A 22,085-nucleotide genomic window follows, 5' to 3' on the forward strand; every position below is an offset into this window, starting at 1 on the left:
GCCGGTTCGGTGGTGCGGGCGCTGGAGGCGGTGGCCCGGGATGGCGGCCGACTGGGCGTCCACCTGGTCGCCGCCTCGGCCCGCCCCGACCGCACGGAGGACACGGAACTGGCCCGCGGCGCGCGGCTGCGCATCGTGCTCGATCCGCCCGCGGTCCCGCCGTCGCCGGACGAACCGGCGCCGGGCCGGGGGCGGCTGGGGCATCCGGACGGGCGGGTGACGCCGTTCCAGGGCGGCAGGGTGACCGGCCGCATCCCGCGTACGGCGACGCTGCGGCCGACGGTCGTCCCGCTGGAGTGGGAGCGGATGGGCGACCCGCCCACCCGCCGCCCGGTCCGCGAGCTGGGCAACGGGCCGACGGACCTCGCGCTGCTCGCCAGCGCCCTGGAACGGGCGGCGCGTTCGGTCAACGCACAACCCCTCGCGCCCCTGTCCACCTGAAAGCCCGCCCAGTCCCGCCCGAGTCGCGCCGGAGCCGCCCTCGAAAGCCCTCGGGCGGTTATCCGGCCATGGCGGCCCGATCGTCCCGCCATAGCCGGATACCGGCACTGACCCCACGTCACGAGGGCATCACGATCAAGGATGTGGGGCCGGGGGCGGTATTGCGGCACCGGGATGCCGGGCATAGGACTGTGCGCACACGACGACGTGACGCTCGACCGGCAGCGCTGGCTTCCCGACCCGGCGCCCGGTGGGCGCGCGCGGACAGAGAGACGGGGCAGGAATGCGCACAACCCTACGGATGCGGAGAGCGGCCGTGGTGTTCACCGCCATCGGCGCACTGGCCCTCACCGGCTGCGGCGGCGACGGTGACGGCGGAGACAAGAAGACGGACGAAGGCGGCTCCACGACGGGCAAGGGCTCCACGCCGAGTGTCGCCTTACCGAAACTGGACGGTGAGAAGCTCTCTGTCGCCGCGGTCTGGACGGGTCCGGAACAGGCCAACTTCGTCAAGGTCCTCAAGGAGTTCGAGAAGCGGACCGGCGCGACGGTGACGTTCGTCCCGGCGCAGGACCCGATCGTCAACTTCCTCGGTACGAAGATCGCGGGCGGCCAGCCGCCGGACGTCGCGATGATCCCGCAGGTCGGGGCGGTCCAGCAGGCCGTGGCGAAGAAGTGGGCCAAGCCGGTCGGCGCCGAGGCGAAGGCTCAGCTGAGCAAGAACTACGCGCAGGTCTGGCAGGATCTCGGCGCGGTGGACGGCACCCAGTACGGGGTGTATTTCAAGGCCGCCAACAAGTCGCTGGTCTGGTACAACACCAAGGCGTTCGAGAACGCGGGCGCGAGCGAGCCGAAGACCTGGAAGGACTTCCTGACGACCTCCGAGACGGTGTCCGCCTCGGGTGTCACCCCGGTCTCGGTCGGCGGCGCGGACGGCTGGACGCTGACCGACTGGTTCGAGAACGTGTACCTGTCGCAGGCGGGCCCGGAGAAGTACGACCAGCTCGCCCAGCACGAGATCAAGTGGACGGACCCGTCCGTCAAGGACGCGCTGACCACGCTGGCCCAGCTGTTCGGCAAGCCCTCCCTGATCGCGGGCGGCGCGGACGGCGCGCTCCAGACCGAGTTCCCCGCGTCGGTCACCCAGACCTTCACCGGCGGCGACCAGCCCAAGGCCGCCATGGTCTACGAGGGCGACTTCGTCGGCGTCAACATCGCGCAGACGAAGGCGAAGATCGGCACGGACGCCAAGGTCTTCCCGTTCCCCGCGGTCGGCGCCCAGTCGCCCGTGGTGACCGGGGGCGACGCGGCGATCGCGCTGAAGGACGGCAAGGGCGCCCAGGCGCTGCTGACCTGGCTCGCCTCCACGGACGCGGCGAAGATCGCGGCCTCGCAGGGCGGGTTCATCTCGCCGAACAAGGGCCTGGACGCCGCCGCGTACCCGAACGACGTGCAGCGCACGATGGCGAAGGCGCTGATCGCGGCCGGGGACGCCGTCCGGTTCGACATGTCCGACCAGGCGCCGCAGTCGTTCGGCGGGACGCCCGGCAAGGGCGAGTGGAAGATCCTGCAGGACTTCCTGAAGAACCCGAAGGACATCGCGGGGACTCAAGCGAAGCTGGAGTCCGAAGCGGCCAAGGCGTACAAGAGCTGACGGGATGACGACAGCGGCAGCGGGGGGCGCCGACGAGGCGCTCCCCGCCGACGGACAACGGTCCGGCGGGCCCAAGGTGCCCGCCCCCAGGAAGGCCCCTCCGGCCGGCTCCCCGGGGCGCGCGCCCCGGAGTGTGACCGGCACCCGCAAGGTGGTCGCGGCGCTCTTCCTGCTGCCGGCACTGGTGCTGCTCGGGGCGCTGGTGGTGTACCCGATCGTGTACTCCGTCTACCGGTCGTTCTTCGACCAGGCGGGTACGGGCTTCGCCGGCTTCGACAACTACAAGACGCTGTTCACGGACGACACCATCCGTACGGCGGTCAAGAACAACGCGATCTGGGTGGTCTTCGCACCGACGGTCTCCACCGCGCTCGGGCTGATCTTCGCGGTGCTCACGGAGCGGATCCGCTGGGGCACGGCCTTCAAGCTGGTCGTCTTCATGCCGATGGCGATCTCCATGCTGGCGGCGGGCATCATCTTCCGGCTGGTGTACGACGCGGCGCCGGAGCGCGGGGTCGCCAACGCGGTGTGGGTGGGCGTGCACGACACGTTCGCCGAGTCCTCGGGCTTCCCGAAGGCGCATCCGCTTCCCGTGGCCCCGTTGAAGGCGGCGGGCGGCGGGGCCTTCGTGACGAAGACGGCCGTGCACGCCGGGCAGCCGGTCCGGCTCCCCCTGGTCGGGGTGCTCCCGGCGAAGATGCCGGGCGACGCGGAACCGGCGAAGACCCCGGCGGCGGCCGCGGACGGCGGGATCACCGGCACCGCCTGGCTGGACTTCACCAAGGGCGGCGGCGGGAAACCCAACGTCGTCGACGCCGAGGAGCTCGGGCTCAAGGGCCTGAAGGTGGAGGCCGTCAAGAACGGCGAGGTGGTCGCGACCGCCAAGGCCGGGGCGGATGGCACGTTCACGCTGCCCGCCTCGGCGGACGGTGCCGAACTGCGGCTCCCGGCCGCCAACTTCAGGGAGCCGTACAACGGCGTGAACTGGCTCGGCCCGACGCTCGTGACGCCCGGGATCATCGGGAGCTACGTGTGGATGTGGGCGGGCTTCGCGATGGTGCTGATCGCGGCGGGCCTGGCCGGTCTGCCGCGTGAACTCCTCGAAGCCGCCCGGGTGGACGGGGCCAACGAGTGGCAGGTGTTCCGCCGGATCACCGTGCCGATGCTCGCTCCGGTCCTCGCGGTGGTGCTGGTCACGCTGATGATCAACGTGCTGAAGATCTTCGACCTGGTGTTCATCATCGCGCCCGGCTCGACCCAGGACGACGCCAACGTGCTGGCGTTCCAGCTGTACCGGTCCTCGTTCGGCACGGACGCGGACCTCGGGGTCGGCAGCGCCATCGCCGTACTCCTGCTGCTGCTGGTGATCCCGGTGATGCTCTTCAACATCAGGCGGATACGGAAGGAGGGGCGCCGATGACGACACCCTCGGCAACGGCGACCCGGTCGGTGGGCGCGCGGCTCGCGGCGCGGGCCGCCGGCGGCGTGATGCGGGTCTTCCTGGTCCTGGTGGCCCTGTTCTGGCTGATGCCGACGGTCGGGCTGCTGCTGTCCTCGCTGCGCAGCCCGGACAAGATCGCGTCGACCGGCTGGTGGCAGGTCTTCACCGCCCCCTCCGAGCTGACCGTCGACAACTACTCCCGGCTGCTCGACAATTCGGCGATCACGGACTCGCTGCTCTCCACGGTCATGATCACCGTGCCGTCCACGGTCCTGGTCGTGGTGATCGGCTCGTTCGCGGGATACGCGTTCGCCTGGATGGACTTCCCCGGCCGTGACTGGTGGTTCCTGCTGGTCGTGGGGTTGCTGGTGGTCCCCGTCCAGGTGGCGCTGATCCCCGTGTCGAAGCTGTTCGGCGAGATCGGGATCTTCGAGACGACGCTCGGTGTGGTCCTCTTCCACACCGCGTTCGGGCTCCCGTTCGCGATCTTCCTGCTGCGCAACTTCTTCGCGGAGATCCCCCGTGAACTCCTGGAGGCGGCGCGGCTGGACGGGGCGGGCGAGATACGCCTCTTCACCCGGGTCGTGATGCCGCTGGGCGGTCCGGCGATCGCCTCGCTCGGGATCTTCCAGTTCCTCTGGGTCTGGAACGACATGCTGGTCGCGCTGATCTTCGCGGATTCCGGTTCACCGCCGATCACGGTGGCGCTCCAGCAGCAGGTGCGCCAGTTCGGCAACAACATCGACGTGCTGGCGCCCGGCGCCTTCGTCTCGATGGTGATTCCGCTCGCGGTGTTCTTCGCCTTCCAGCGCCAGTTCGTCTCCGGCGTGATGGCGGGGGCGGTCAAGTAGCGGGTCCGTGACAGCGCGGGGCATTCCGGCCGGCCGGCGGGGGTGCCCCGCACGCGTGCGGTGCCCCGGACCGCGGGTATCCGGGGCGCCCGCCATGGGCCTGTACGCCCCGTATTGCCCAAGGTTCACTTACTGTCCTGGGTAGTATGATAAGTGGGGCCTTCATCAGCCGCGCGGTCGACCGCTCACAGGCCCGACGCGCCCGTCTCTTCGGCCTTCGTACGCCTGCCCGCCCCCTGACCCGCCCCGCGGAGCCCGCCCCAGTACGCTGTGTGCTCTCCCAGTACGCACAGTCCGAGAAAGAGTCCGTATGCCCCGGCTGAGTGTCATCATCCCCGTCCGTCGCGCCCGAGGAAGTCTGCGCGAGTGCCTGGAGTCGGTGCTCTCCCAGTCGTTCACGGACATCGAGGTCATCGGGGTCGACGACGGGGCGCCGGACGGCTCGGGCCTGGTCCTGGACGAGTTCGCCGCGCGCGACAGCCGCGTCCGGGCCGTGCACCTGGAGCCCGGCGCCGGGGCGCACGGCCGCCGCAATGCCGGGATGGAGGAGGCCGCCGGGGAGTACGTCCTGTTCCTGGAGGGCTACTACGTCCTCCTGCCCGGCGCGCTCCAGGCCGTCGCGGACCGGCTGGACGCCACCGGCGACCCGGACGTGCTGCTGTTCGGCCACCAGAAGCGCCCCTTCCGCGGCAAGGTCCGCTCGACGCGGTCCCTGCAGAAGCTGGCCGCCATGCCGGAGGGCCCGTTCACCCTGGCGAAGCGCCCGGACCTGCTGGACATCGCCCCGGTCTCCTGGAACCGCGCGGTCCGCCGCGCCCTGCTGGAGCGCGAGACCCTGACCTTCGGCCCGGGCCCGCACGGCGAGCGGATGTACGCGCTGGCGACCGTCGCCGTCGCCGCCTCGGTGGCCACGCTGGGCACCGCCTGCGTCGAGCACCGCCAGCAGCGCTACCTGCCCGGCCTCGTGGACGACGTGGAGCCCCGGACCGGCTCGACCCCGCTGGAGCTGGTCGAGGCGTACGACGCGCTGATGACCTTCGTGGAGGCGCGCCCGGCCCTGAAGGACGTGCGCGGCCTCCTCTTCGACCGTGCCGTGCAGGAGCTGCTGACCGCGTACCCGACGGTGACCAAGCGCCGTCGGCAGTACGTCGGCGCGGTCGGCGCGTTCCACGGCGCGCACCGCCCGGAGGGCTTCACCTTCCCCGGCGGCACCAAGGGGCTGCGCCCGCAGCTGATGGGCGGCGGCAAGTACACCGCGCTCGGCGCCCTGGACACCGCGCTCGCCACCCGCCGCAGCCTGCGCGCCGCGCCCACCACGGCCCGGGCGAAGGCGAAGAAGCAGTTCACCAAGCGCTACTACAAGGCGCAGCGCAAGCTGCCCCTGGACCCCAAGCTGGCCGTGTACGCCGCTTACTGGAACCGCGGCGTCAGCTGCAACCCCGAGGCGATCTACCGCAAGGCGAAGGAGCTGGCGCCCGACATCCACGGCGTGTGGGTGGTGTCGAAGAAGAACGTGGACTCGGTGCCCAAGGGCATCGACTACGTGGTGCCCGGGACCCGCCGCTACTGGTCGGTGCTGGCCCGTGCCACGTACTTCTTCAACAACGTGAACTTCCCGGACCACCTGGTCAAGCGTCCCGGCCAGATCCATGTCATGACCCACCACGGCACCCCGCTGAAGATCATGGGCATGGACCAGCAGAACTACCCGGCCGCCGCCCAGGGGCTCAACTTCGACCGGCTGCTCAAGCGCGTGGACCGCTGGGACTGGAGCGTCTCCTCCAACCCGCACTCCACCGAGGTGTGGTCCCGCGCCTACCCGAGCGCGGCACGTCCGCTGGAGACGGGCTACCCGCGCAACGACGTGTTCGCGACGGCCACCGAGGAGCAGATCGCCAAGATCCGCGAGGACCTGGGCATCCGCCCCGGGCAGCGCGCCGTGCTCTACGCGCCGACGCACCGCGACTACGAGTCGGGCTTCACCAACCGCCTGGACCTGGACCGGTTCTGCGCGGCCGTCGGTCCGGACACCGTGATCCTCATGCGCGCGCACTACTTCTACGGCGGCTCGGGTCTCCCGGAGAACGCGTCGGTCATCGACGTCTCCACGTATCCGCGCGTCGAGGACCTGTGCCTGGCCGCGGACGCGCTGGTCACCGACTACTCCTCGCTGATGTTCGACTACGCCCACCTGGGCCGCCCGATCGTGATCCTCGCCCCGGACTGGGACACGTACCGCACGGTCCGCGGTGTCGTCTTCGACCTGCTGTCCGGGAAGCCGGGCGAGACGCCCGGTGCCGTGGCCACGAACACGGACGAGCTGGCGGCGATCTTCACCGACGGCAGCTGGAACAGCCCGGAGAACGAGGCGCTGCTGAAGGCGTTCAAGGAACGGTTCTGCCCGTACGACGACGGCCGAGCCGCCGAGCGCGTGGTGCGCCGCGTGCTCCTGGGCGAGGAGTCCTAGACCGTACGACGCCGAGGGGCCCGCACCGAAGTGTTCCGGTGCGGGCCCTCGGCGTACCGCTCCTAGCCTTGCTGACCGGCCATGACCGTGATCAGGCCGACCACCACGAGCAGCGAGCCGCCCCAGGTCCACAGCGAGGTCCGCTCGTGCAGCACGGTCGCCCCGGCCAGCACGATCAGCAGGTAGCCGAGCGCGTTGAAGGGGTACGCGACGGAGAGCGGCACCTTGGCCAGCGTCGTCATCCAGGCGAGCGCGGACACCGCGAACACCAGCAGCCCGAACACGACCCACGGGCTGCCCGCGGCCCGCAGGGCGACGGAACCGCCGTCGCGCCCGGCGGCGGCCGCGGCACCCTTCATCCCGTGCTTGAGCATGATCTGGCCGCCCGCCGACGAGAACACGGCGAACAGGAGCAGCAGCACACTGGGGAGGGTCAAGGACTTGCTCCTGACTGCGGGAACGGGCGGTTCGGGCGCCCGGACGGGCGCGGGTCCGGGGCGGGGTGCCTCAGACACCGACCCGGTCGGCGGGGACGTACTGTCGGTTGAGGATGTCCTGTACATCGACGTGCTCTCCAGCGATGATCGTCTCGGCCGCGTGCGGGGTGAGCAGGGCGACGTGCTGATAGCCGAACAGGGTCGGCCGGACACGGGTCAGCAGTTTCGACGCCCCGCCGAGCACGGCGGCGAGCGGGCCCCGGCCGAGCAGCGACCAGAACGGCGCGCCGGTGGAGGAGAGTTCGAGGACGTCGTAGCCGGCGGCGCGCACGGTCCGGCGGAGGCTGGCCCGGGTGAAGAAGCGCAGATGCGTCTCGTCGAGGATGCCCCGGCGGTCGTAGTCGAAGGCGCCGAGGGCGACCCGCAGCCGGGAGTACCAGTGGCTGAAGTTGGGAACGGACAGCAGCATCCGTCCGCCCGGCCGCAGCGCGGCGGCCGCCTCGGCGAGGAGGCGCTCGGGGTGGGACAGGTGCTCGATGACGTCACCGGCCACCACGTAGTCGAAGCCGCTCCCGGCCTCGGCGGGCAGCCCTTCCTCCAGGTTGGCGAGGTGGAAGTGGCTGCACCGGTCGCGGACCCCGGGCACCTCGACGTAGTCGACGCCGGTCACCTCGTGGCCCAGGGACTCCAGCCGCTCGGCGAACAGCCCGCCGGAGCAGCCCAGGTCCAGGACGCGGCCGGGGGGCAGCGCGCGCATCTTCTCCAGGATGACCGCGTGCGAGGAGCCGTCGCCCTCCTTGAAGGCGTACTCGACGGGCTTGGGGATCCACCGGCAGGTCCCGAACCCCTTGACGGCGAGCCGGTATTCGAGGACGTCCTTGACGACGTCCTTGGCGTACTTCATGCCGTTGACGTAGCAGATCTCGTCGCCGTAGTACGTGGGGACGGGGATCTCCTTGATCCGCATGCCCGCGTGCAGCAGCTGCACGATGATCTGGGTGTCGAAGTCGAAGGCGTCCGTGTTCCGGTCGACGGGCAGCCGCTTGAGAGCGGCGACGCTGTACGCGCGGTAGCCGGAGTGGAACTCGGTCAGATCCGAGCCCAGGAGGCCGTTCTCCAGCCGGGTGAGGATGCGGTTGCCGAGCCACTTGTACATCGGCATGCCGCCCTTGAGGGCGCTGCCGGACGTCATCATCCGCGACCCGAACACGGCTTCGCACTCGCCGCGTTCGATGGGCGCGACCATGTCGGGGAGCAGCTCGGGGGCGTACTGCCCGTCGCCGTGCAGCAGCACGATGATGTCGAGTCCGTGCTCGGCGGCCAGGGCGTATCCGGCCTTCTGGTTGCCGCCGTAGCCGAGGTTCTTGGTGTGCCGCATCACGACGGTACGGGGCATGCCCTCGGCCTGCGACCAGCGGCAGCCCGCCGTGAAGGTGGCGTCGTGACTCGCGTCGTCGAGGATGAGGATCTCGTCGATCCGCGACCGGAAGTCCTCCGGGATCCGGTCGAGGGTCTTCTCCAGCGTTGTCTCCGCGTTGTACGCGACCACCAGGATGCCGATCCTGGGGCTCGGGCTTTCCTTCACGGGGCGTTCTCCAGTTGCGCTCGGGGTGCGGTGCCGGGGTCGGGGACAGGGGCGTTGCGGGGTCAGTCGACGGTGGAGCGGGAGCGGTGTTCCGTACGGGGTGCGGAGATCGGTGCCCGCTCGGCGGGGAGGGCGTCCGGGGGCGTGGCGAGGAGCCGGCGGACGCCGGTGACCAGGCCCGCCGCCAGGACGAACCAGCCGGCGGCGCCGAGGAACAGCACGGGCTCGCTCCAGCGCACGGCGGACCGGCCGCTGTAGCCGAGGACGGCGACCAGGCCGACGACCGCGCTGTACGCGAACCCTTCGACCGGGCCGAGCACGAACATCCCGGCGGCGGCCCAGGTCAGGTACTGGAGTCCGGACGCGGTGGACAGGACGAGGAGCAGCCCCAGCGTGACGGCGACGACCCCGGGCGCCTCGGCGGGCCGCAGCCAGGCGAGGCGTGCGCCCGCGGCCACGCACACCAGGACGAAGAGGAAGTGGCCGCCGCCCTGCATGAAGGCGATGACCGGCTCGGGCAGTCCGAGGGCGTCCGCGAAGCGCACCAGCCCCCACAGCCGGTACCGGCCGCCCGCGTACTCCAGGACGTTGTGCACCAGGTCCAGGGGCACGGTCAGCAGCGCCGGGCCCCACACGAGCGCGGTGACCCCGGCGAACCCGGCGCCGAAGCGGACCAGGACCGGCCGCCCGCCGCGCAGCGCGGCCACGAAGAGGGCCGGGATCACCACGATCGGGATGAACTTGACGCTGATCGAGAGGGCCGCCGCGACGCCCGCGGCGAGCGGCGCCTTCCGGTCGGCCAGGAGGTGGGCGGCGGCCAGCGCGAAGGCGACGGCGACGGCGTCGGTGTTGCCGTGGTAGCCGGAGGTCGCGAGGAGCACCGGGCTGACGGCGACCCCGATTCCGCAGAGCATCGCGGTACGCGGGGTGGCGCGGCGGCGGACGATCTCGAACACGAGGACCGCGCAGGCGAAGTCGGCGGCCGACGCGGGGAAGCGGATCAGCGTGGCGAAGGAGAAGCCGAGTTCGGTGAGGCGGTCGAGGCCCAGCAGCATCCACCCGGCCAGCGGGGGGTGGTTGTAGACGGGGAGCCCGGGCAGCGGGTGCGCGTAGATGCGGACGGGGCCGTACCCGGTGATGGCCTTGGCGAACCCCGCGAAGATCCGCACGTCGGCGGGGCCGGGCGAGTTGGCCGCGATGATCATGCGGGTGAGGAGGCCCGCGGTCGCCGCGACGAGCACGGCGGCCCTGGCCCGCCGCACGTCCGTTTCGCCCCACATTCGGATACCCATGAAAGCAGAACGTAGCAAGGCGGCGACGCTATGCGATGCACCGAATCGTCACCGTGGCGTAAACCCTGGGCGATGTGGCGCCCGGAAGACGCCGATGCCCGGCCGGTGCGGACCGGCCGGGCATCGGGGTGCCACCACGGGCGACTACAGCATGCGGTCGACCACACGGGCGGTGGCCCGGCCGTCGTCCAGGTCGCAGAAGTCGTGCCGGAACTGCTCGTACGCCTTGGCGTGTCCGGCGATGGCCCCCTCCGGGTCCTTCAGCGCGGCGATCAGGTCGTCGGAGCCCGGGATCAGGGGTCCGGGCGCCCGCTTCTCGAAGTCGAAGCTGAACCCGCGCAGCGTGTCGCGGTAGTGCTCCAGGTCGTACGTGTGGAACAGCATCGGCCGCCCGGTCTGGGCGAAGTCGAACATCAGCGAGGAGTAGTCGGTGACCAGGGCGTCGCTGATGAGCATGAGTTCGCCGACGTCCGGGTAGCGCGAGACGTCCTTGACGAAGCCCGTGCCGCTGTCCGGGAGCCGGTCCGTGACCATGTAGTGACGGCGCACCAGGAGCACGGTGTCCTCGCCGAGTTCGCGTTCGGCGGCGGCCAGGTCGAGCTGGAGGCCCAAGGAGTAGCGCCCGCCGCCGAGGCGCTGGTCCTCGCGCCACGTCGGCGCGTACAGGACGACGCGCTTGCCGGCCGGGATGCCCAGCTTCTCCCGTACCGCGGCGGCGACCTTGGCGCGGTCCGGGGCGTGGAAGATGTCGTTGCGCGGGTAGCCGCACTCCAGCACCTCGCCCTCGAAGCCGAACGAACGGCGCAGGACGGGCGTGGAGAACGTGTTCGGCGAGACCAGGAAGTTCCACTGCCGGGCCCGCTCGGCGAGGGTCGCGATGTACCCGGCGTTCGCCTGGGCGGTGCCCGCGAGTTCGAGGCCGATGCGCTTGAGCGGGGTGCCGTGCCAGGTCTGGACGACGGTCTGGTCCTCGCGGCGCACGAACCACTCGGGCAGCTGCGTGTTGGTGATGACGTAGCGGCTGCGGGCCAGGGCCTCGTGCCAGGCGGCCGAGTCGTGCTCGACGGCGGTGGTGCCCTCGGGGGCGATCGCCTGCTGGTCGCGGACGACCCAGATGTGCTCCACCTCGGTGCCCCGGCGCACCAGCTCCTCGTAGACGGCGCGCGGCGAGTCCGAGTACTGGCGGCCGTCGAAGGCGCTGTAGAGCGCGGCGGCGCGCAGCGGCTCCGAGCGCTGTGCCGCGTACGCCTCGCTCAGCAGGCGCTTGGCGCGCGGGCCGCGCTCGGCGGCGCTGAGCACGGAGCCGGAGACCACGAGGAGCTGGTCGCCGAAGCGGCGCTCCAGGGTGTAGTCGCGGCCGCCGAGCGAGCGGGTGGCGGGCAGGGTGTGGAAGGCGGAGGCGGGGATCCGCAGCGCGCGGTCGCCGCTCTCGTCGGCGGCGCCCTTGACCCGGAAGAAGAAGTACCAGTTGCCCTCGCCGAGCGGCACGGCGCCGCCCGGTCCCTCCACGGCGTCCGGCCGCAGCTCGGCGCGGAAGCGGCGGGCGCCCTCGGGTCCGGTGAACTCGACCGGGAAGACCTGCTCCTCGCGGTGCGCGCTGTTCTGCACGACCAGCTCGACCGGGTGCTCCGGGTCCTCGGGGAAGGTGCCCTCCAGGAACAGCCTGCCGTCGTCCGTCCAGCTGGCCAGCTCGACGGCGGGCTGCACGGGGCGGTCGCTGATCACCAGGTTGCCGCGCGCGCTGGCGACGAGGGCCAGCTCGCGGCGGGCACCGTCCGGCCCCGCGGCGAGCGGGTAGCGGCCGGGGTGGACCGAGCCGGGCGCGTCGAGCGACGCCTTCAGGCCCGTGCCGACGAGGTGGACGCTGTACGCGACGCTCTTCGGGGCGTCCTCGTCGGCGGGGCGGCTCTCCTCGACGGCGGCGAGCGGCAGCTCGGCGGTGAAGCGGCTCCAGCCGGCACCGGCGCCGGAGCCCACGGTGACGGGCACCTCGACGGTGGTCTTGGTGGCGCCGTGCGTCAGGACCAGCGTCAGCTCGTCCTTGACGAGGCGGGCGCGGACCACACCGGTCACCTTGACGGTGCCGGACCGGTCGCCGGGCCCGTGGGTCTCGAAGCGGGCGTCGACGCGCTCGGAGTGCAGCACCAGCTTGTCGCCCTCGAAGGCGGGGACGATGCGGTGGTCGCCGTCGGGGCGGTGGACGGGAGGCGCGACGGACGCCTCGCGGACCGAGGGGAAGGCGCGGCGCAGCAGGCCGCCCCGGGCGATCCCGACCTGGAACTGGAAGGTGAGCTGCTTGGGGCCGCTGTCCGCCTGGACGCGCAGCTTGGAGGCGTCGACGGTGGTCTCGAAGCCGGCGCGGTGGTAGTCGTGCAGGCTCTGCCGCGAGCGGGCGGTGGCCTCGGGCTCGTCGGTGCGGCGCAGCCGGAGCGGGACGACATGGCGCCGTCCGGCGCGCAGCCAGCCGATCCGGAACTCGCCGGCCCCGGAGGTGACCGGCAGGTTGCGGATGTACGCGTAGCCGCTGAGGTGCAGCTTGCCGTCGCGCCACTGGGCGTCGCGCAGCCGGGCGGCGAGCGGCAGGTCGCGGTCGGCGACGCGCGCCACGGGCGCGGGCACGGGCCGGGTGAGCACGGGGTAGTGGGCCACGCGCTTGCGCATGCCGCTGACCTCGAACGCGCCGGGCTCCCGCTTCTCCTGGAGGAGCAGCGCGATCAGCTCGTCCATGCGGTGCTCGCGCACCAGGTACCACATCACCCGCAGGCGCAGCGGCAGCCCGTCGAGCACCGAGGGGTCGACCTGGTCGATGAACTCGTTGGTGTGCGTCAGGAACGCGTCCCGGTACTCCTGGTCGCCGTCCGGCAGGACCTCCATGAAGTACCAGAGGTCGTTGGCCAGGGCGTACGCGTCGTAGCGGTTCTTGGCCTCGCCCGGCCGGTTCTGGGCCAGGAACACCGAGACGCCCTGCACGTGCGTGGCACGGTCGCGGACACCGCGGACGACGGCCCGGCTGGCGGTGATGGAGCCGGGACGGTCGCGCCAGTAGTAGACGGGGTCCTTGAGGATGTCCACCGAGCCGGCGAGGAAGTGGGCGGGCAGCACGACGGGGGCGTCCTCGTACAGCGTCCCGACCGGGAAGGCGAGTTCGTGCTTGTCCCAGAAGGAGCGGCGGAACACCTTGTTGCAGGCGATCCGGTCGCTGAAGAGGTCCCAGTCGCGGGAGATGTGGGTGCGCTTGCGCGTGGTGGCCATCGGCTTGCGGAACATCGGCGACTGCACGAGCTTGCCGCCGGCGCGCAGCCGCAGGACGTTGCCGGACGCCAGGTCCGAGCCGGTCTCCTCCAGCGATTCGACCAGCAGCTGGTAGGCGTCCGGCGGGATGATGTCGTCGCTGTCGCAGAAGGCCAGGTAACGGCTCTCCGGGTCGCAGTTGCGGAACCCGGTGTTACGGGCGTGCCCCAGTCCGCCGTTCTCCTGCGTGACCAGCTTGAAGCGGTCGTCGCTCGCGGCGAACTCGGCGGCCAGCGCGGCGCTGCCGTCGGTGGACCCGTCGTCGACCATCACCACCTCGAGGTCGGTCATGGTCTGCTCCGCGAGGGACTTCAGACAGTCCGTCAGGAAGAGTTCCACGTTGTAGACGGGGACAACGACACTGAGCCGTGGCGGCATGTTGAGCACGTCCGTTCATCAAGGGCCTGGCTATCCGTAGGGCTCAACCGCAGGGGCGGTCGGGGTCACCGGTTACGGTCCCGAACGAGTGACTACGCCTGCACCGTGCTCGCCCCGTGCACATGCTCCGGAAGGCCCGGTGGGCGGCCCGCCCACCAGATTAACCGATCGAAGGGTGACCCCTACAAGCACGCTGGCGCACCCCCGCGGGCCGTCATCGGGCGGGGTCCGGGGCGTGTGTGAGCGCCGCCACCGCCGCAGCCGCGAGGTCGTCCAGATACCCCGGGGGCACCTCGCCGCGGACCACCGCGAGCCGCCAGTAGAGCGGCCCGACGATCAGGTCGAGGGCGCGGTCGGGGTCACTGCCGGGCGGCAGCTCGCCGCGTGCGACGGCGTCCCGGACGACCACGGCGGCGACGCCCTGCTGCGGGTCGAGCAGGGCGGCCTTGATGGCGTCGGAGATCTCCGGGTTCCGGGCGGCCTCGACCAGCAGGTCCGGGATGACCTGCGAGGCCAGCGGGTGGCGCAGGGCGTACGAGGCGAGTTCGAGGACGGCGCGCACGTCCCCGTACAGGGAGCCGGTGGCGGGGGCGGGCATGCCTTGGGCGGCGACGGCCGAGACCAGGTCCAGGACCAGGTGCAGCTTGGACTTCCAGCGCCGGTAGACGGCGGTCTTGCCGACACCGGCGCGGCGGGCGATGCCCTCGATGGACATCCGGGCGAACCCGACCGCCGCGAGCTCCGCGAACACCGCGCTGCGGATGGCGTCGGTCACGTCCTCGCGCAGGACGGCGGCTCCCGCCGGGGCTCGGCGGCGGCTTCCGGGGTCGGTGGTCATGGCCGAATCATAGTCCGCGACGACGAAACGGTTGCGTTCCGACGTGAGTACGTCCTACCCTCGGCGTTGCGACGATACGGTCCCGTCCCGTCGTCGGGCGCGTCCTTCTCCGCCCGTACGCCGTGCCCCCGCCTGCCCGCCTCCCGTCGAAAGCGATCGTGGTGAGCCAGACAACAGCCCCGGCCCCGGCAGACAGCCCGCCGCCCCTCTCCCCGCCCGTGTACGGCTTCGGCGAGCTCGCCGCGCTCGCCGCCCGGCACGGGCTGACCGTGAGCGGCGCGCGGCCCACGCTGCCCGCGTACGTACGGCAGCTGTGGGGGCGGCGGCACTTCATCACGGCCTTCGCCACGGCCAAGCTCACCGCCCAGTACAGCCAGGCGAAGCTGGGCCAGATCTGGCAGATCATGACCCCGCTGCTCAACGCGACGGTCTACTACTTCATCTTCGGCATCCTGATGAAGACGAAGCACGGCGTGCCGGACTTCGTCCCGTTCCTGGTCACGGGCGTCTTCATCTGGACCTTCACCAGTTCCTCGATCACCGCCGGCACCCGCGCGATCAGCGGCAACATCGGCCTCGTACGGGCGCTGCACTTCCCGCGCGCCTCGCTGCCGATCGCGCTCGCCCTGCAACAGCTCCAGCAGCTGCTCTTCTCGCTGGGCGCGCTGGTCCTGATCCTGCTGGCCTTCGGGCAGTACCCGCAGCCGGCCTGGCTGCTGGCGGTGCCGGCCCTCGCCCTCCAGGCCGTCTTCAACACCGGGATCTCGATGGCCATGGCCCGCCTCGCCGCGCGCACCCCGGACATCGCCCAGCTCACCCCGTTCGTGCTGCGCACCTGGATGTACGCCTCGGGCGTGATGTGGAGCATGGACACGATGCTGCGCGGCGACCGGGTGCCGGACTGGGTGAAGCTGGCGCTCGAACTGAACCCGGCGGCCGTCTTCATCGACCTGGTGAGGTTCGCGCTCATCGACAGCTTCGGCGGGAACCAGCTGCCCCCGCACGTCTGGGCGGTCGCCGCCGGCTGGGCCCTGGTCTGCGGCGCGGGCGGATTCGTCTACTTCTGGAAGGCCGAGGAGAGTTACGGACGTGGCTGATTCCCGGGTGCCCACCGTCGTCGTGGACGACGTCCACATCACGTACAAGGTCAACGGCGCCCGCACCGGCCGGGGCAGCGCCACCTCCGCGCTGAGCCGGATCGCCTCGCGCCGGCAGGCCCCGGGCGTACGCGAGGTGCACGCCGTCAGGGGCGTCAGCTTCGCCGCGTACAAGGGGGAGGCGATCGGGCTGATCGGCTCCAACGGCTCGGGCAAGTCCACCCTGCTGAAGGCCATCGCGGGCCTGCTCCCGACCGCGAAGGGCCGCGTCCACACCCATGGCCAGCCCTCGCTGCTCGGGGTCAACGCCGCCCTGATGAGCGACCTGACCGGCGAGCGCAACGTGATGCTCGGCGGCCTCGCCATGGGCATGAGCCGCGAGGAGATCCGGGAGCGCTACGACGGCATCGTGGAGTTCTCCGGCATCAACGACAAGGGCGACTTCATCACCCTGCCGATGCGCACGTACTCCTCCGGGATGGGCGCCCGCCTCCGCTTCTCCATCGCCGCCGCCAAGAACCACGACGTCCTGCTGATCGACGAGGCCCTCTCCACCGGCGACGCCCGCTTCCAGCAACGCAGCAAGGCCAGAATCCTCGAACTGCGCGAACAGGCAGGCACGGTGTTCCTGGTGAGTCACCACAACAAGTCGATCACCGAAACCTGCGACCGGGCGCTGTGGCTGGAGTCCGGGACCCTCCGCATGGACGGCCCGGCGAAGGACGTCATGGCGGAGTACGAACGCTTCACGAAGAAGCGGTAGGCAAAAAAGCTGCCCTCATGTCGCCGGGAGGGCTCCATGGAGCCCTCCCGGCGACATGAGACCTGCCGCACTTCCCCAGCCCGCCCGGCCACATCCAGCCCGCCCGGCGCTTGAGGGCAAGGGGCGAGCGGCCACGAACCCGCAGCCGCCCACCCCACCCTCGGCGCAGCCACACCGCGGCGCAGCCACACCGCGGCGCAGCCACACCGCGGCGCGGCCTAGCCGTGCGTACGCAGCAGCGTCCGCATCGTCCGCATGGCCACCGAGAGATTCGCCAGGTCGAACGCGTCCGACCCCTGGATCTCCTCCAGCGTCGACCGCGACCGGGCCAGAATCGCCGCGTTCTTCTCCTCCCACGCCTCGAACCGCTCCTGCGGCGACGACGACCCGTTGCCCACGCTCAGCACATCGCCCGTCAGCGCCGCGTGCGCCGCGTACAGGTCCTCGCGGATGGAGGCCCGCGCCATCGACTGCCACCGGTCCGCCCGCGGCAGCTCGATGATCCGGTCCATCAGCTGCGTGATCCCCAGCCGGTCCGCGAGGTCGTAGTAGACCTCCGCGACGGCCAGCGGCTCCTTGCCCGTACGGTCCGCGATCGCCACGATGTCGAGCGCGGGGAAGACGGAGGAGAAGCCGGCGACGCGCTGCGCCAGCTCGTCCGGGACGCCCGCCTCGGTCAGCTCGTCCAGGATGCCCTGGTACCACTCCTGGTCGGCGCCCTTCAGCATCTTCGGCAGCGCCGCCCAGACCTGCTCGACGCCCTCGCGGAAGAAGTCGACCGTCTCGGAGATCGCCAGCGGCTGCGGCCGGTTCCCCAGCAGCCAGCGCGAGCCGCGCTCGACCAGCCGCCGCGAGTGCAGCCGCACCCGGGTCTGGACGTCGGCGGCGACCTTGTTGTCGAGGGCCTCCACCGCGTCCCAGACCTCACCGAGTCCGAAGATCTCGCGGGCCGCGAACTGCGCCCGCACGATCTCCTCGATGGAGGCCCCGGTCTCCTCCCGCAGCCGGTGCAGGAAGGTCGAACCACCGCTGTTGACCGTGTCGTTGACCAGCACCGTGGTGATGATCTCGCGCCGCAGCGCGTGCGCGTCGACCGCCTCGGCGTAGCGCGTGCGCAGCTGCTCCGGGAAGTAGGCGTGCAGCAGCTTCTGGAGGTGCGGGTCGTCCGGCAGGCTGGTCCCGATCAGCTCCTGCGCCGCCGTGATCTTCGTGTAGGCGAGCAGCACGGCCAGCTCGGGCTGCGTCAGCCCCTTGCCGGCGTTCAGCAGCTCGCGGATCTGCCGGTCGTTGGGCAGGAACTCCAGCGCCCGGTCGAGGTAGCCGTCGCGCCCGAGCCGCCGCATGAAGCGCTGCTGGGCGTGGAGCAGGGACGGCGCCTGGGCGACCGAGTTCGCCAGGGCCGTGTTCTGCGCGTAGTTGTTGCGCAGCACCAGGTGCCCGATCTCGTCGGTCATCTCGGCGAGCAGCTTGTTGCGCTGCTTGACGGTCATGTCGCCGTCCCGCACCAGCCCGTTGAGCAGGATCTTGATGTTGACCTCGTGGTCGGAGGTGTCCACCCCGGCGCTGTTGTCGATCGCGTCGGTGTTGATCCGGCCGCCGTCCCGGGCGAACTCGATCCGGCCGAGCTGGGTGGCACCGAGGTTGCCGCCCTCGCCGACGACCTTGGCGCGCAGGTCGGCTCCGTTGACGCGGATCGCGTCGTTGCCCTTGTCGCCGACGTCCGCGTTCGACTCGGCGGTGGACTTGATGTACGTGCCGATGCCGCCGTTCCAGAGGAGGTCGACGGGGGCCTTGAGGACGGCCTGCATCAGCTCGGCGGGCGTCATCTTGGTGACCCCGGCCTCGATGCCCAGCGCCTCGCGCACGTGGCCGTTGACCGGGATGGACTTGGCGCTGCGCGGGTGGATGCCGCCGCCCGCGGAGATCAGGTCCTTGTCGTAGTCGGCCCAGGAGCTGCGCGGCAGATCGAAGAGGCGGCGCCGCTCCGCGTAGGAGGTGGCGGCGTCCGGGTTCGGGTCGATGAAGATGTGCCGGTGGTCGAACGCGGCGACGAGCCTGATGTGCTCGGAGAGCAGCATGCCGTTGCCGAACACGTCACCGGACATGTCACCGACGCCGACGACGGTGAAGTCCTCGGTCTGGGTGTCGTGGCCGAGCTCCCGGAAGTGCCGCTTGACGGACTCCCAGGCGCCCCGGGCGGTGATGCCCATGCCCTTGTGGTCGTAACCGGCCGAACCGCCGGAGGCGAACGCGTCCCCGAGCCAGAAGCCGTACGCGACGGCGACCTCGTTGGCGATGTCGGAGAACTTCGCGGTGCCCTTGTCCGCCGCGACGACCAGGTACGTGTCGTCCTCGTCGTGCCGGACGACGTCCTTGGGCGGAACGACCTCGCCGGCCACCATGTTGTCGGTGATGTCGAGGAGCGCCGAGATGAAGGTGCGGTACGCGGCGATGCCCTCGGCCATCCAGGCGTCCCGGTCGGACGGGTCGGGCAGCTGCTTGGCGACGAAGCCGCCCTTCGCGCCGACCGGCACGATGACGGTGTTCTTCACCATCTGCGCCTTGACCAGGCCCAGGATCTCCGTACGGAAGTCCTCGCGCCGGTCCGACCAGCGCAGGCCACCGCGGGCGACCTTGCCGAAGCGCAGGTGAACGCCCTCCACCCGCGGCGAGTAGACCCAGATCTCGAATGCCGGGCGGGGCGCGGGCAGGTCCGGGATGGACTGCGGGTCGAACTTCATCGAGACGTACGCGTGCGGCTCGCCGTCGTCCGCGTGCTGGAAGAAGTTGGTGCGCAGGGTGGCCTTGATGACGGTGAGGAAGGAGCGCAGGATGCGGTCCTCGTCGAGCGAGGCGACCTGGTCGAGGGCCCCGTCGACCTCTTCGAGGAGCCCGTCGGTCAGCTCCGTGCCCGCGCTCTGGCGGCCCGGGGACATCCGGGCCTCGAAGAGCGAGACGAGCAGCCGGGTGGTGTGGACGTTGTTCTGGAGGGTGGACTCCATGTAGTCCTGGCTGAACGTGGAGCCGGCCTGGCGCAGGTACTTCGCGTAGGCGCGCAGCACCATGGCCTGGCGCCAGTCGAGGCCGGCGCTCAGCACCAGCGCGTTGAAGCCGTCGTTCTCCGCCTCGCCGGTCCACACGGCGGCGAAGGCCTCCTGGAACCGCTCGCGCGCACCGTCGGCCAGGTAGCCGTCGTTGGCGGTGGCCCGCGGCATCCGCAGCCCGAAGTCGTAGATCCAGGCGTGCGTACGGTCGGCGCAGCGCAGCTCGTACGGGCGCTCGTCCACGACCTCGACGCCGAGCCGCTGGAGGGCGGGCAGCACGGCGGACAGCGAGACCTGCTCACCGGTGCGGTAGATCTTGAAGCGCCGCTCGCCGGGGGCGGCGCCGACCGGCTCGTAGAGGCTGAGCGAGAAGTCCCGCTCGTTCTCCTTGAGCGCTTCGAGGTGGACGAGGTCGGCGACGGCGGCGCGCGCCGAGTGGTCGGCCTTGTAGCCCTCGGGGAAGGAGTGCCCGTACTGGCGCAGCAGTTCGGCGGCACGCTCCTCGCCGCACTCGGCGTTCAGCGCCTCCTGGAAGCCGTCGGCCCAGGAGCGGGCGGCCTCGACCAGGCGGGCCTCGATGCGGTCGGCCTCGGCGTCGGTGAGGCTGGGCAGCTCGCTGCCGGGCGCGACACGGACGACGAAGTGCAGCCGGGAGAGGATCGACTCGGTGTTCCAGGCCGTGAAGTCGACGCTGGTGCCGTTCAGTTCCTCCTTGAGGATGTCGATCAGCCGCAGCCGCACACCGGTGGTGTAGCGGTCGCGCGGCAGGTAGACGATCGCGGAGTAGTAGCGGCCGTACTCGTCCTGGCGCAGGTAGAGGCGCAGCCGGCGCCGCTCCTGGAGGTAGAGCACCGAGGTGACGACCGAGCGGAGCTGGTCGACGGGCGTCTGGAACAGCTCGTCGCGGGGGTAGGTCTCCAGGATCTGGAGCAGGTCGCGGCCGTCGTGGCTGTTGGGCGTGAACCCGGCGCCCTCCAGCACCTCGGCGACCTTGCGGCGGATGACGGGGACCCGGCGCACGGACTCGGTGTAGGCGGCGGACGAGAAGAGGCCGAGGAAGCGGCGCTCGCCGATGACGTTGCCCTCGGCGTCGAACTTCTTCACGCCGACGTAGTCGAGGTAGCTGGGGCGGTGCACGGTCGCCCGGCTGTTGGCCTTGGTCAGGACGAGGAGCTTGTGCTCGCGGGCCTTGGCCCGGGCGTCGGCGGGCAGCCGGTCGAAGGACGGGCTGACGGGGTGCGCCTCGTCCTCGGTGTGGTGCGGGTCGGAGCGCAGGATGCCGAGTCCGGTGCCGGGGACGGCGGCCAGCGAGTCGGTGTCCTTCAGCTCGTACTCGCGGTAGCCGAGGAAGGTGAAGTGGTCGGCGGCGAGCCAGCGCAGCAGCTCCCTGGCCTCGTTGACCTCGTCGTCGGCGAGGTCGTCCAGCGGTTCGCCGGGCAGGTCGTCGGCGATCCGGAGCGCCGCGCCGCGCATCTTCTCCCAGTCCTCGACGGTCTCCCGTACGTCGGACAGGACGCGCAGCAGGTCCGCCTGGATCTGCTTGAGGTCGGCGCGGTCGGTCTCGCGGTCGATCTCGACGTGGATCCAGGACTCCACGAGTGCGTCGTGCGGCAGGCCCGCCTTGGCGTCCTTGGGCCCCTTGCCGCCGTTCCCGCGGGTGCCGTCGGTCAGGACCTCGACCAGCTTGCCGGTCACATCGCGGCGGACGACGACCTGCGGGTGGATCACGACGTGGATGCCGCGGCCCTGGCGGGAGAGCTCGTTGGTGACGGAGTCGACCAGGAACGGCATGTCGTCGGTGACGACCTCGACCACGGAGTGGCTGCACGTCCAGCCGTTCTCCTCGACGGTCGGGGTGTGCACCCGGACGTTCGCCTTGCCCTGGGGGCGCTCCTCGGCCAGCCGGTAGTGGGAGGAGGCGGAACCGAAGACGTCGATCGGGTCCCGGCCCACGATGTCCTCGGGGGCCGTGTGCAGGTAGTAGCGCTGGAGGTAGGAGAGCAGGACGTCCTGGGAGGAGTGTTCCTGCCCGGCCCCCGAGCCGCCGGCCCCGGCGGCCGCGACGTGCACCCGGGGGGCACCGCCCGGCCCGCCGACACCACCGCCCGGGCTGTTGTCAGCTACCTTGGCGGCCCGTGCGAGCAGCTCGGCCTTGGCTTCGTCCAGCTTGGTCTGCATGTCCTCTGGCTCCTGTCGCGCGCCGTTGCGTGACGTAGGTGAAAAGGTGGGCGTAACGCCACGACGCGGGGTTTCCGGTCAGGGTCGACGCTATGCCGCGATGAGAGACCGCCGGGACCGTATCGGCCGTTTCCAGCGGCCGGCCCGGGCGGGAGGGATCAGCCGAGGCAGCCCGGGCACGGTGGCGCTCCGGGCGCGGGCCGGGGGCTTCGCTGCCCCCGAGGCATATCGCGCTGATCACGGGACCAGGCTATCTCGCCCGCACCGGTGACCGTCACGATCCGGATGTGTACAAAAGAAGGCCGCGGAATTGGACACTATGGACAGC

General features: G+C 71.2%; 12 protein-coding genes and 1 pseudogene. 7 read left to right on the forward strand and 6 right to left on the reverse strand.

Annotated elements, in window-relative coordinates; genetic code table 11:
* The 5 genes and pseudogenes from G3I41_RS07550 to G3I41_RS07570 form a co-directional block, all read left to right on the forward strand.
* Positions 1 to 441 (forward strand): annotated as a pseudogene (locus G3I41_RS07550) (hypothetical protein); the annotation flags it as partial.
* A gap of 283 nt (positions 442 to 724) precedes the next feature.
* Entirely contained in the window at positions 725 to 2,095 is a 1,371-nt protein-coding gene (locus G3I41_RS07555) for an ABC transporter substrate-binding protein (RefSeq protein ID WP_203600461.1), read from the forward strand.
* Positions 2,096 to 2,099: 4 nt separating this feature from the next.
* Positions 2,100 to 3,515: a sugar ABC transporter permease gene (locus G3I41_RS07560; RefSeq protein ID WP_164399529.1), complete on the forward strand. Its 1,416-nt coding sequence runs from the start codon at positions 2,100 to 2,102 to the stop codon at positions 3,513 to 3,515.
* Positions 3,512 to 4,387 carry a carbohydrate ABC transporter permease gene (locus G3I41_RS07565; protein WP_164399530.1) on the forward strand — a complete coding sequence of 292 codons (876 nt, stop codon included), beginning with the start codon at positions 3,512 to 3,514 and terminating at the stop codon, positions 4,385 to 4,387. The genes G3I41_RS07560 and G3I41_RS07565 overlap by 4 nt, the downstream gene beginning before the upstream one ends.
* A gap of 310 nt (positions 4,388 to 4,697) precedes the next feature.
* Positions 4,698 to 6,854, forward strand: coding sequence for a bifunctional glycosyltransferase family 2 protein/CDP-glycerol:glycerophosphate glycerophosphotransferase (locus G3I41_RS07570; protein ID WP_164399531.1), 2,157 nt, complete (start codon positions 4,698 to 4,700; stop codon positions 6,852 to 6,854).
* A gap of 62 nt (positions 6,855 to 6,916) precedes the next feature.
* Here G3I41_RS07570 and G3I41_RS07575 read toward each other — a convergent pair whose 3' ends face one another.
* The 5 genes from G3I41_RS07575 to G3I41_RS07595 all read right to left on the reverse strand — a co-directional run bounded on the left by G3I41_RS07575 (position 6,917) and on the right by G3I41_RS07595 (position 14,675).
* Complete coding sequence (locus G3I41_RS07575) at positions 6,917 to 7,291, reverse strand: EamA family transporter (RefSeq protein ID WP_202532935.1); 375 nt, start codon at positions 7,289 to 7,291, stop codon at positions 6,917 to 6,919.
* A gap of 70 nt (positions 7,292 to 7,361) precedes the next feature.
* Positions 7,362 to 8,876: a bifunctional glycosyltransferase/class I SAM-dependent methyltransferase gene (locus tag G3I41_RS07580; RefSeq protein WP_164399532.1), complete on the reverse strand. Its 1,515-nt coding sequence runs from the start codon at positions 8,874 to 8,876 to the stop codon at positions 7,362 to 7,364.
* 62 nt (positions 8,877 to 8,938) lie between these two features.
* A complete protein-coding gene (locus G3I41_RS07585; RefSeq protein ID WP_239081517.1) occupies positions 8,939 to 10,168 on the reverse strand; it encodes a glycosyltransferase family 39 protein in 1,230 nt (409 codons plus the stop codon).
* 144 nt (positions 10,169 to 10,312) lie between these two features.
* Positions 10,313 to 13,846, reverse strand: coding sequence for a bifunctional glycosyltransferase family 2 protein/CDP-glycerol:glycerophosphate glycerophosphotransferase (locus tag G3I41_RS07590; RefSeq protein ID WP_164399533.1), 3,534 nt, complete (start codon positions 13,844 to 13,846; stop codon positions 10,313 to 10,315).
* Between the two features lie 205 nt (positions 13,847 to 14,051).
* Positions 14,052 to 14,675, reverse strand: a complete 624-nt coding sequence (locus tag G3I41_RS07595; protein WP_164399534.1) for a TetR/AcrR family transcriptional regulator — start codon at positions 14,673 to 14,675, stop codon at positions 14,052 to 14,054.
* Between the two features lie 218 nt (positions 14,676 to 14,893).
* Here G3I41_RS07595 and G3I41_RS07600 point away from each other — a divergent pair, with 218 nt between their 5' ends.
* On the forward strand, positions 14,894 to 15,772 hold the full coding sequence (locus G3I41_RS07600; RefSeq protein ID WP_343242083.1) for an ABC transporter permease: 879 nt from the start codon (positions 14,894 to 14,896) through the stop codon (positions 15,770 to 15,772).
* Positions 15,765 to 16,535, forward strand: a complete 771-nt coding sequence (locus G3I41_RS07605; RefSeq protein ID WP_164399536.1) for an ABC transporter ATP-binding protein — start codon at positions 15,765 to 15,767, stop codon at positions 16,533 to 16,535. Before G3I41_RS07600 ends, G3I41_RS07605 begins: the two co-directional genes overlap by 8 nt.
* Before the next feature lie 218 nt (positions 16,536 to 16,753).
* On the opposite strand, the gene G3I41_RS07610 is transcribed toward G3I41_RS07605, so the two are convergent.
* On the reverse strand, positions 16,754 to 21,757 hold the full coding sequence (locus G3I41_RS07610; protein WP_164399537.1) for an NAD-glutamate dehydrogenase: 5,004 nt from the start codon (positions 21,755 to 21,757) through the stop codon (positions 16,754 to 16,756).
* Between the last annotated feature and the right edge of the window lie 328 nt (positions 21,758 to 22,085).

This window comes from Streptomyces sp. SID9727, from assembly GCF_010550605.1.
In the GTDB taxonomy this organism is placed as follows: Bacteria; Actinomycetota; Actinomycetes; order Streptomycetales; family Streptomycetaceae; genus Streptomyces.

Bases quoted from the DNA above. Each gene is read 5' to 3' on its own strand.
- G3I41_RS07555 (WP_203600461.1), top strand. From the start codon at position 725: ATGCGCACAACCCTACGGATGCGGAGAGCGGCCGTGGTGTTCACCGCC.
- G3I41_RS07560 (WP_164399529.1), top strand. From the start codon at position 2,100: ATGACGACAGCGGCAGCGGGGGGCGCCGACGAGGCGCTCCCCGCCGAC.
- G3I41_RS07565 (WP_164399530.1), top strand. From the start codon at position 3,512: ATGACGACACCCTCGGCAACGGCGACCCGGTCGGTGGGCGCGCGGCTC.
- G3I41_RS07570 (WP_164399531.1), top strand. From the start codon at position 4,698: ATGCCCCGGCTGAGTGTCATCATCCCCGTCCGTCGCGCCCGAGGAAGT.
- G3I41_RS07585 (WP_239081517.1), bottom strand. From the start codon at position 10,168: ATGGGTATCCGAATGTGGGGCGAAACGGACGTGCGGCGGGCCAGGGCC.
- G3I41_RS07595 (WP_164399534.1), bottom strand. From the start codon at position 14,675: ATGACCACCGACCCCGGAAGCCGCCGCCGAGCCCCGGCGGGAGCCGCC.
- G3I41_RS07610 (WP_164399537.1), bottom strand. From the start codon at position 21,757: ATGCAGACCAAGCTGGACGAAGCCAAGGCCGAGCTGCTCGCACGGGCC.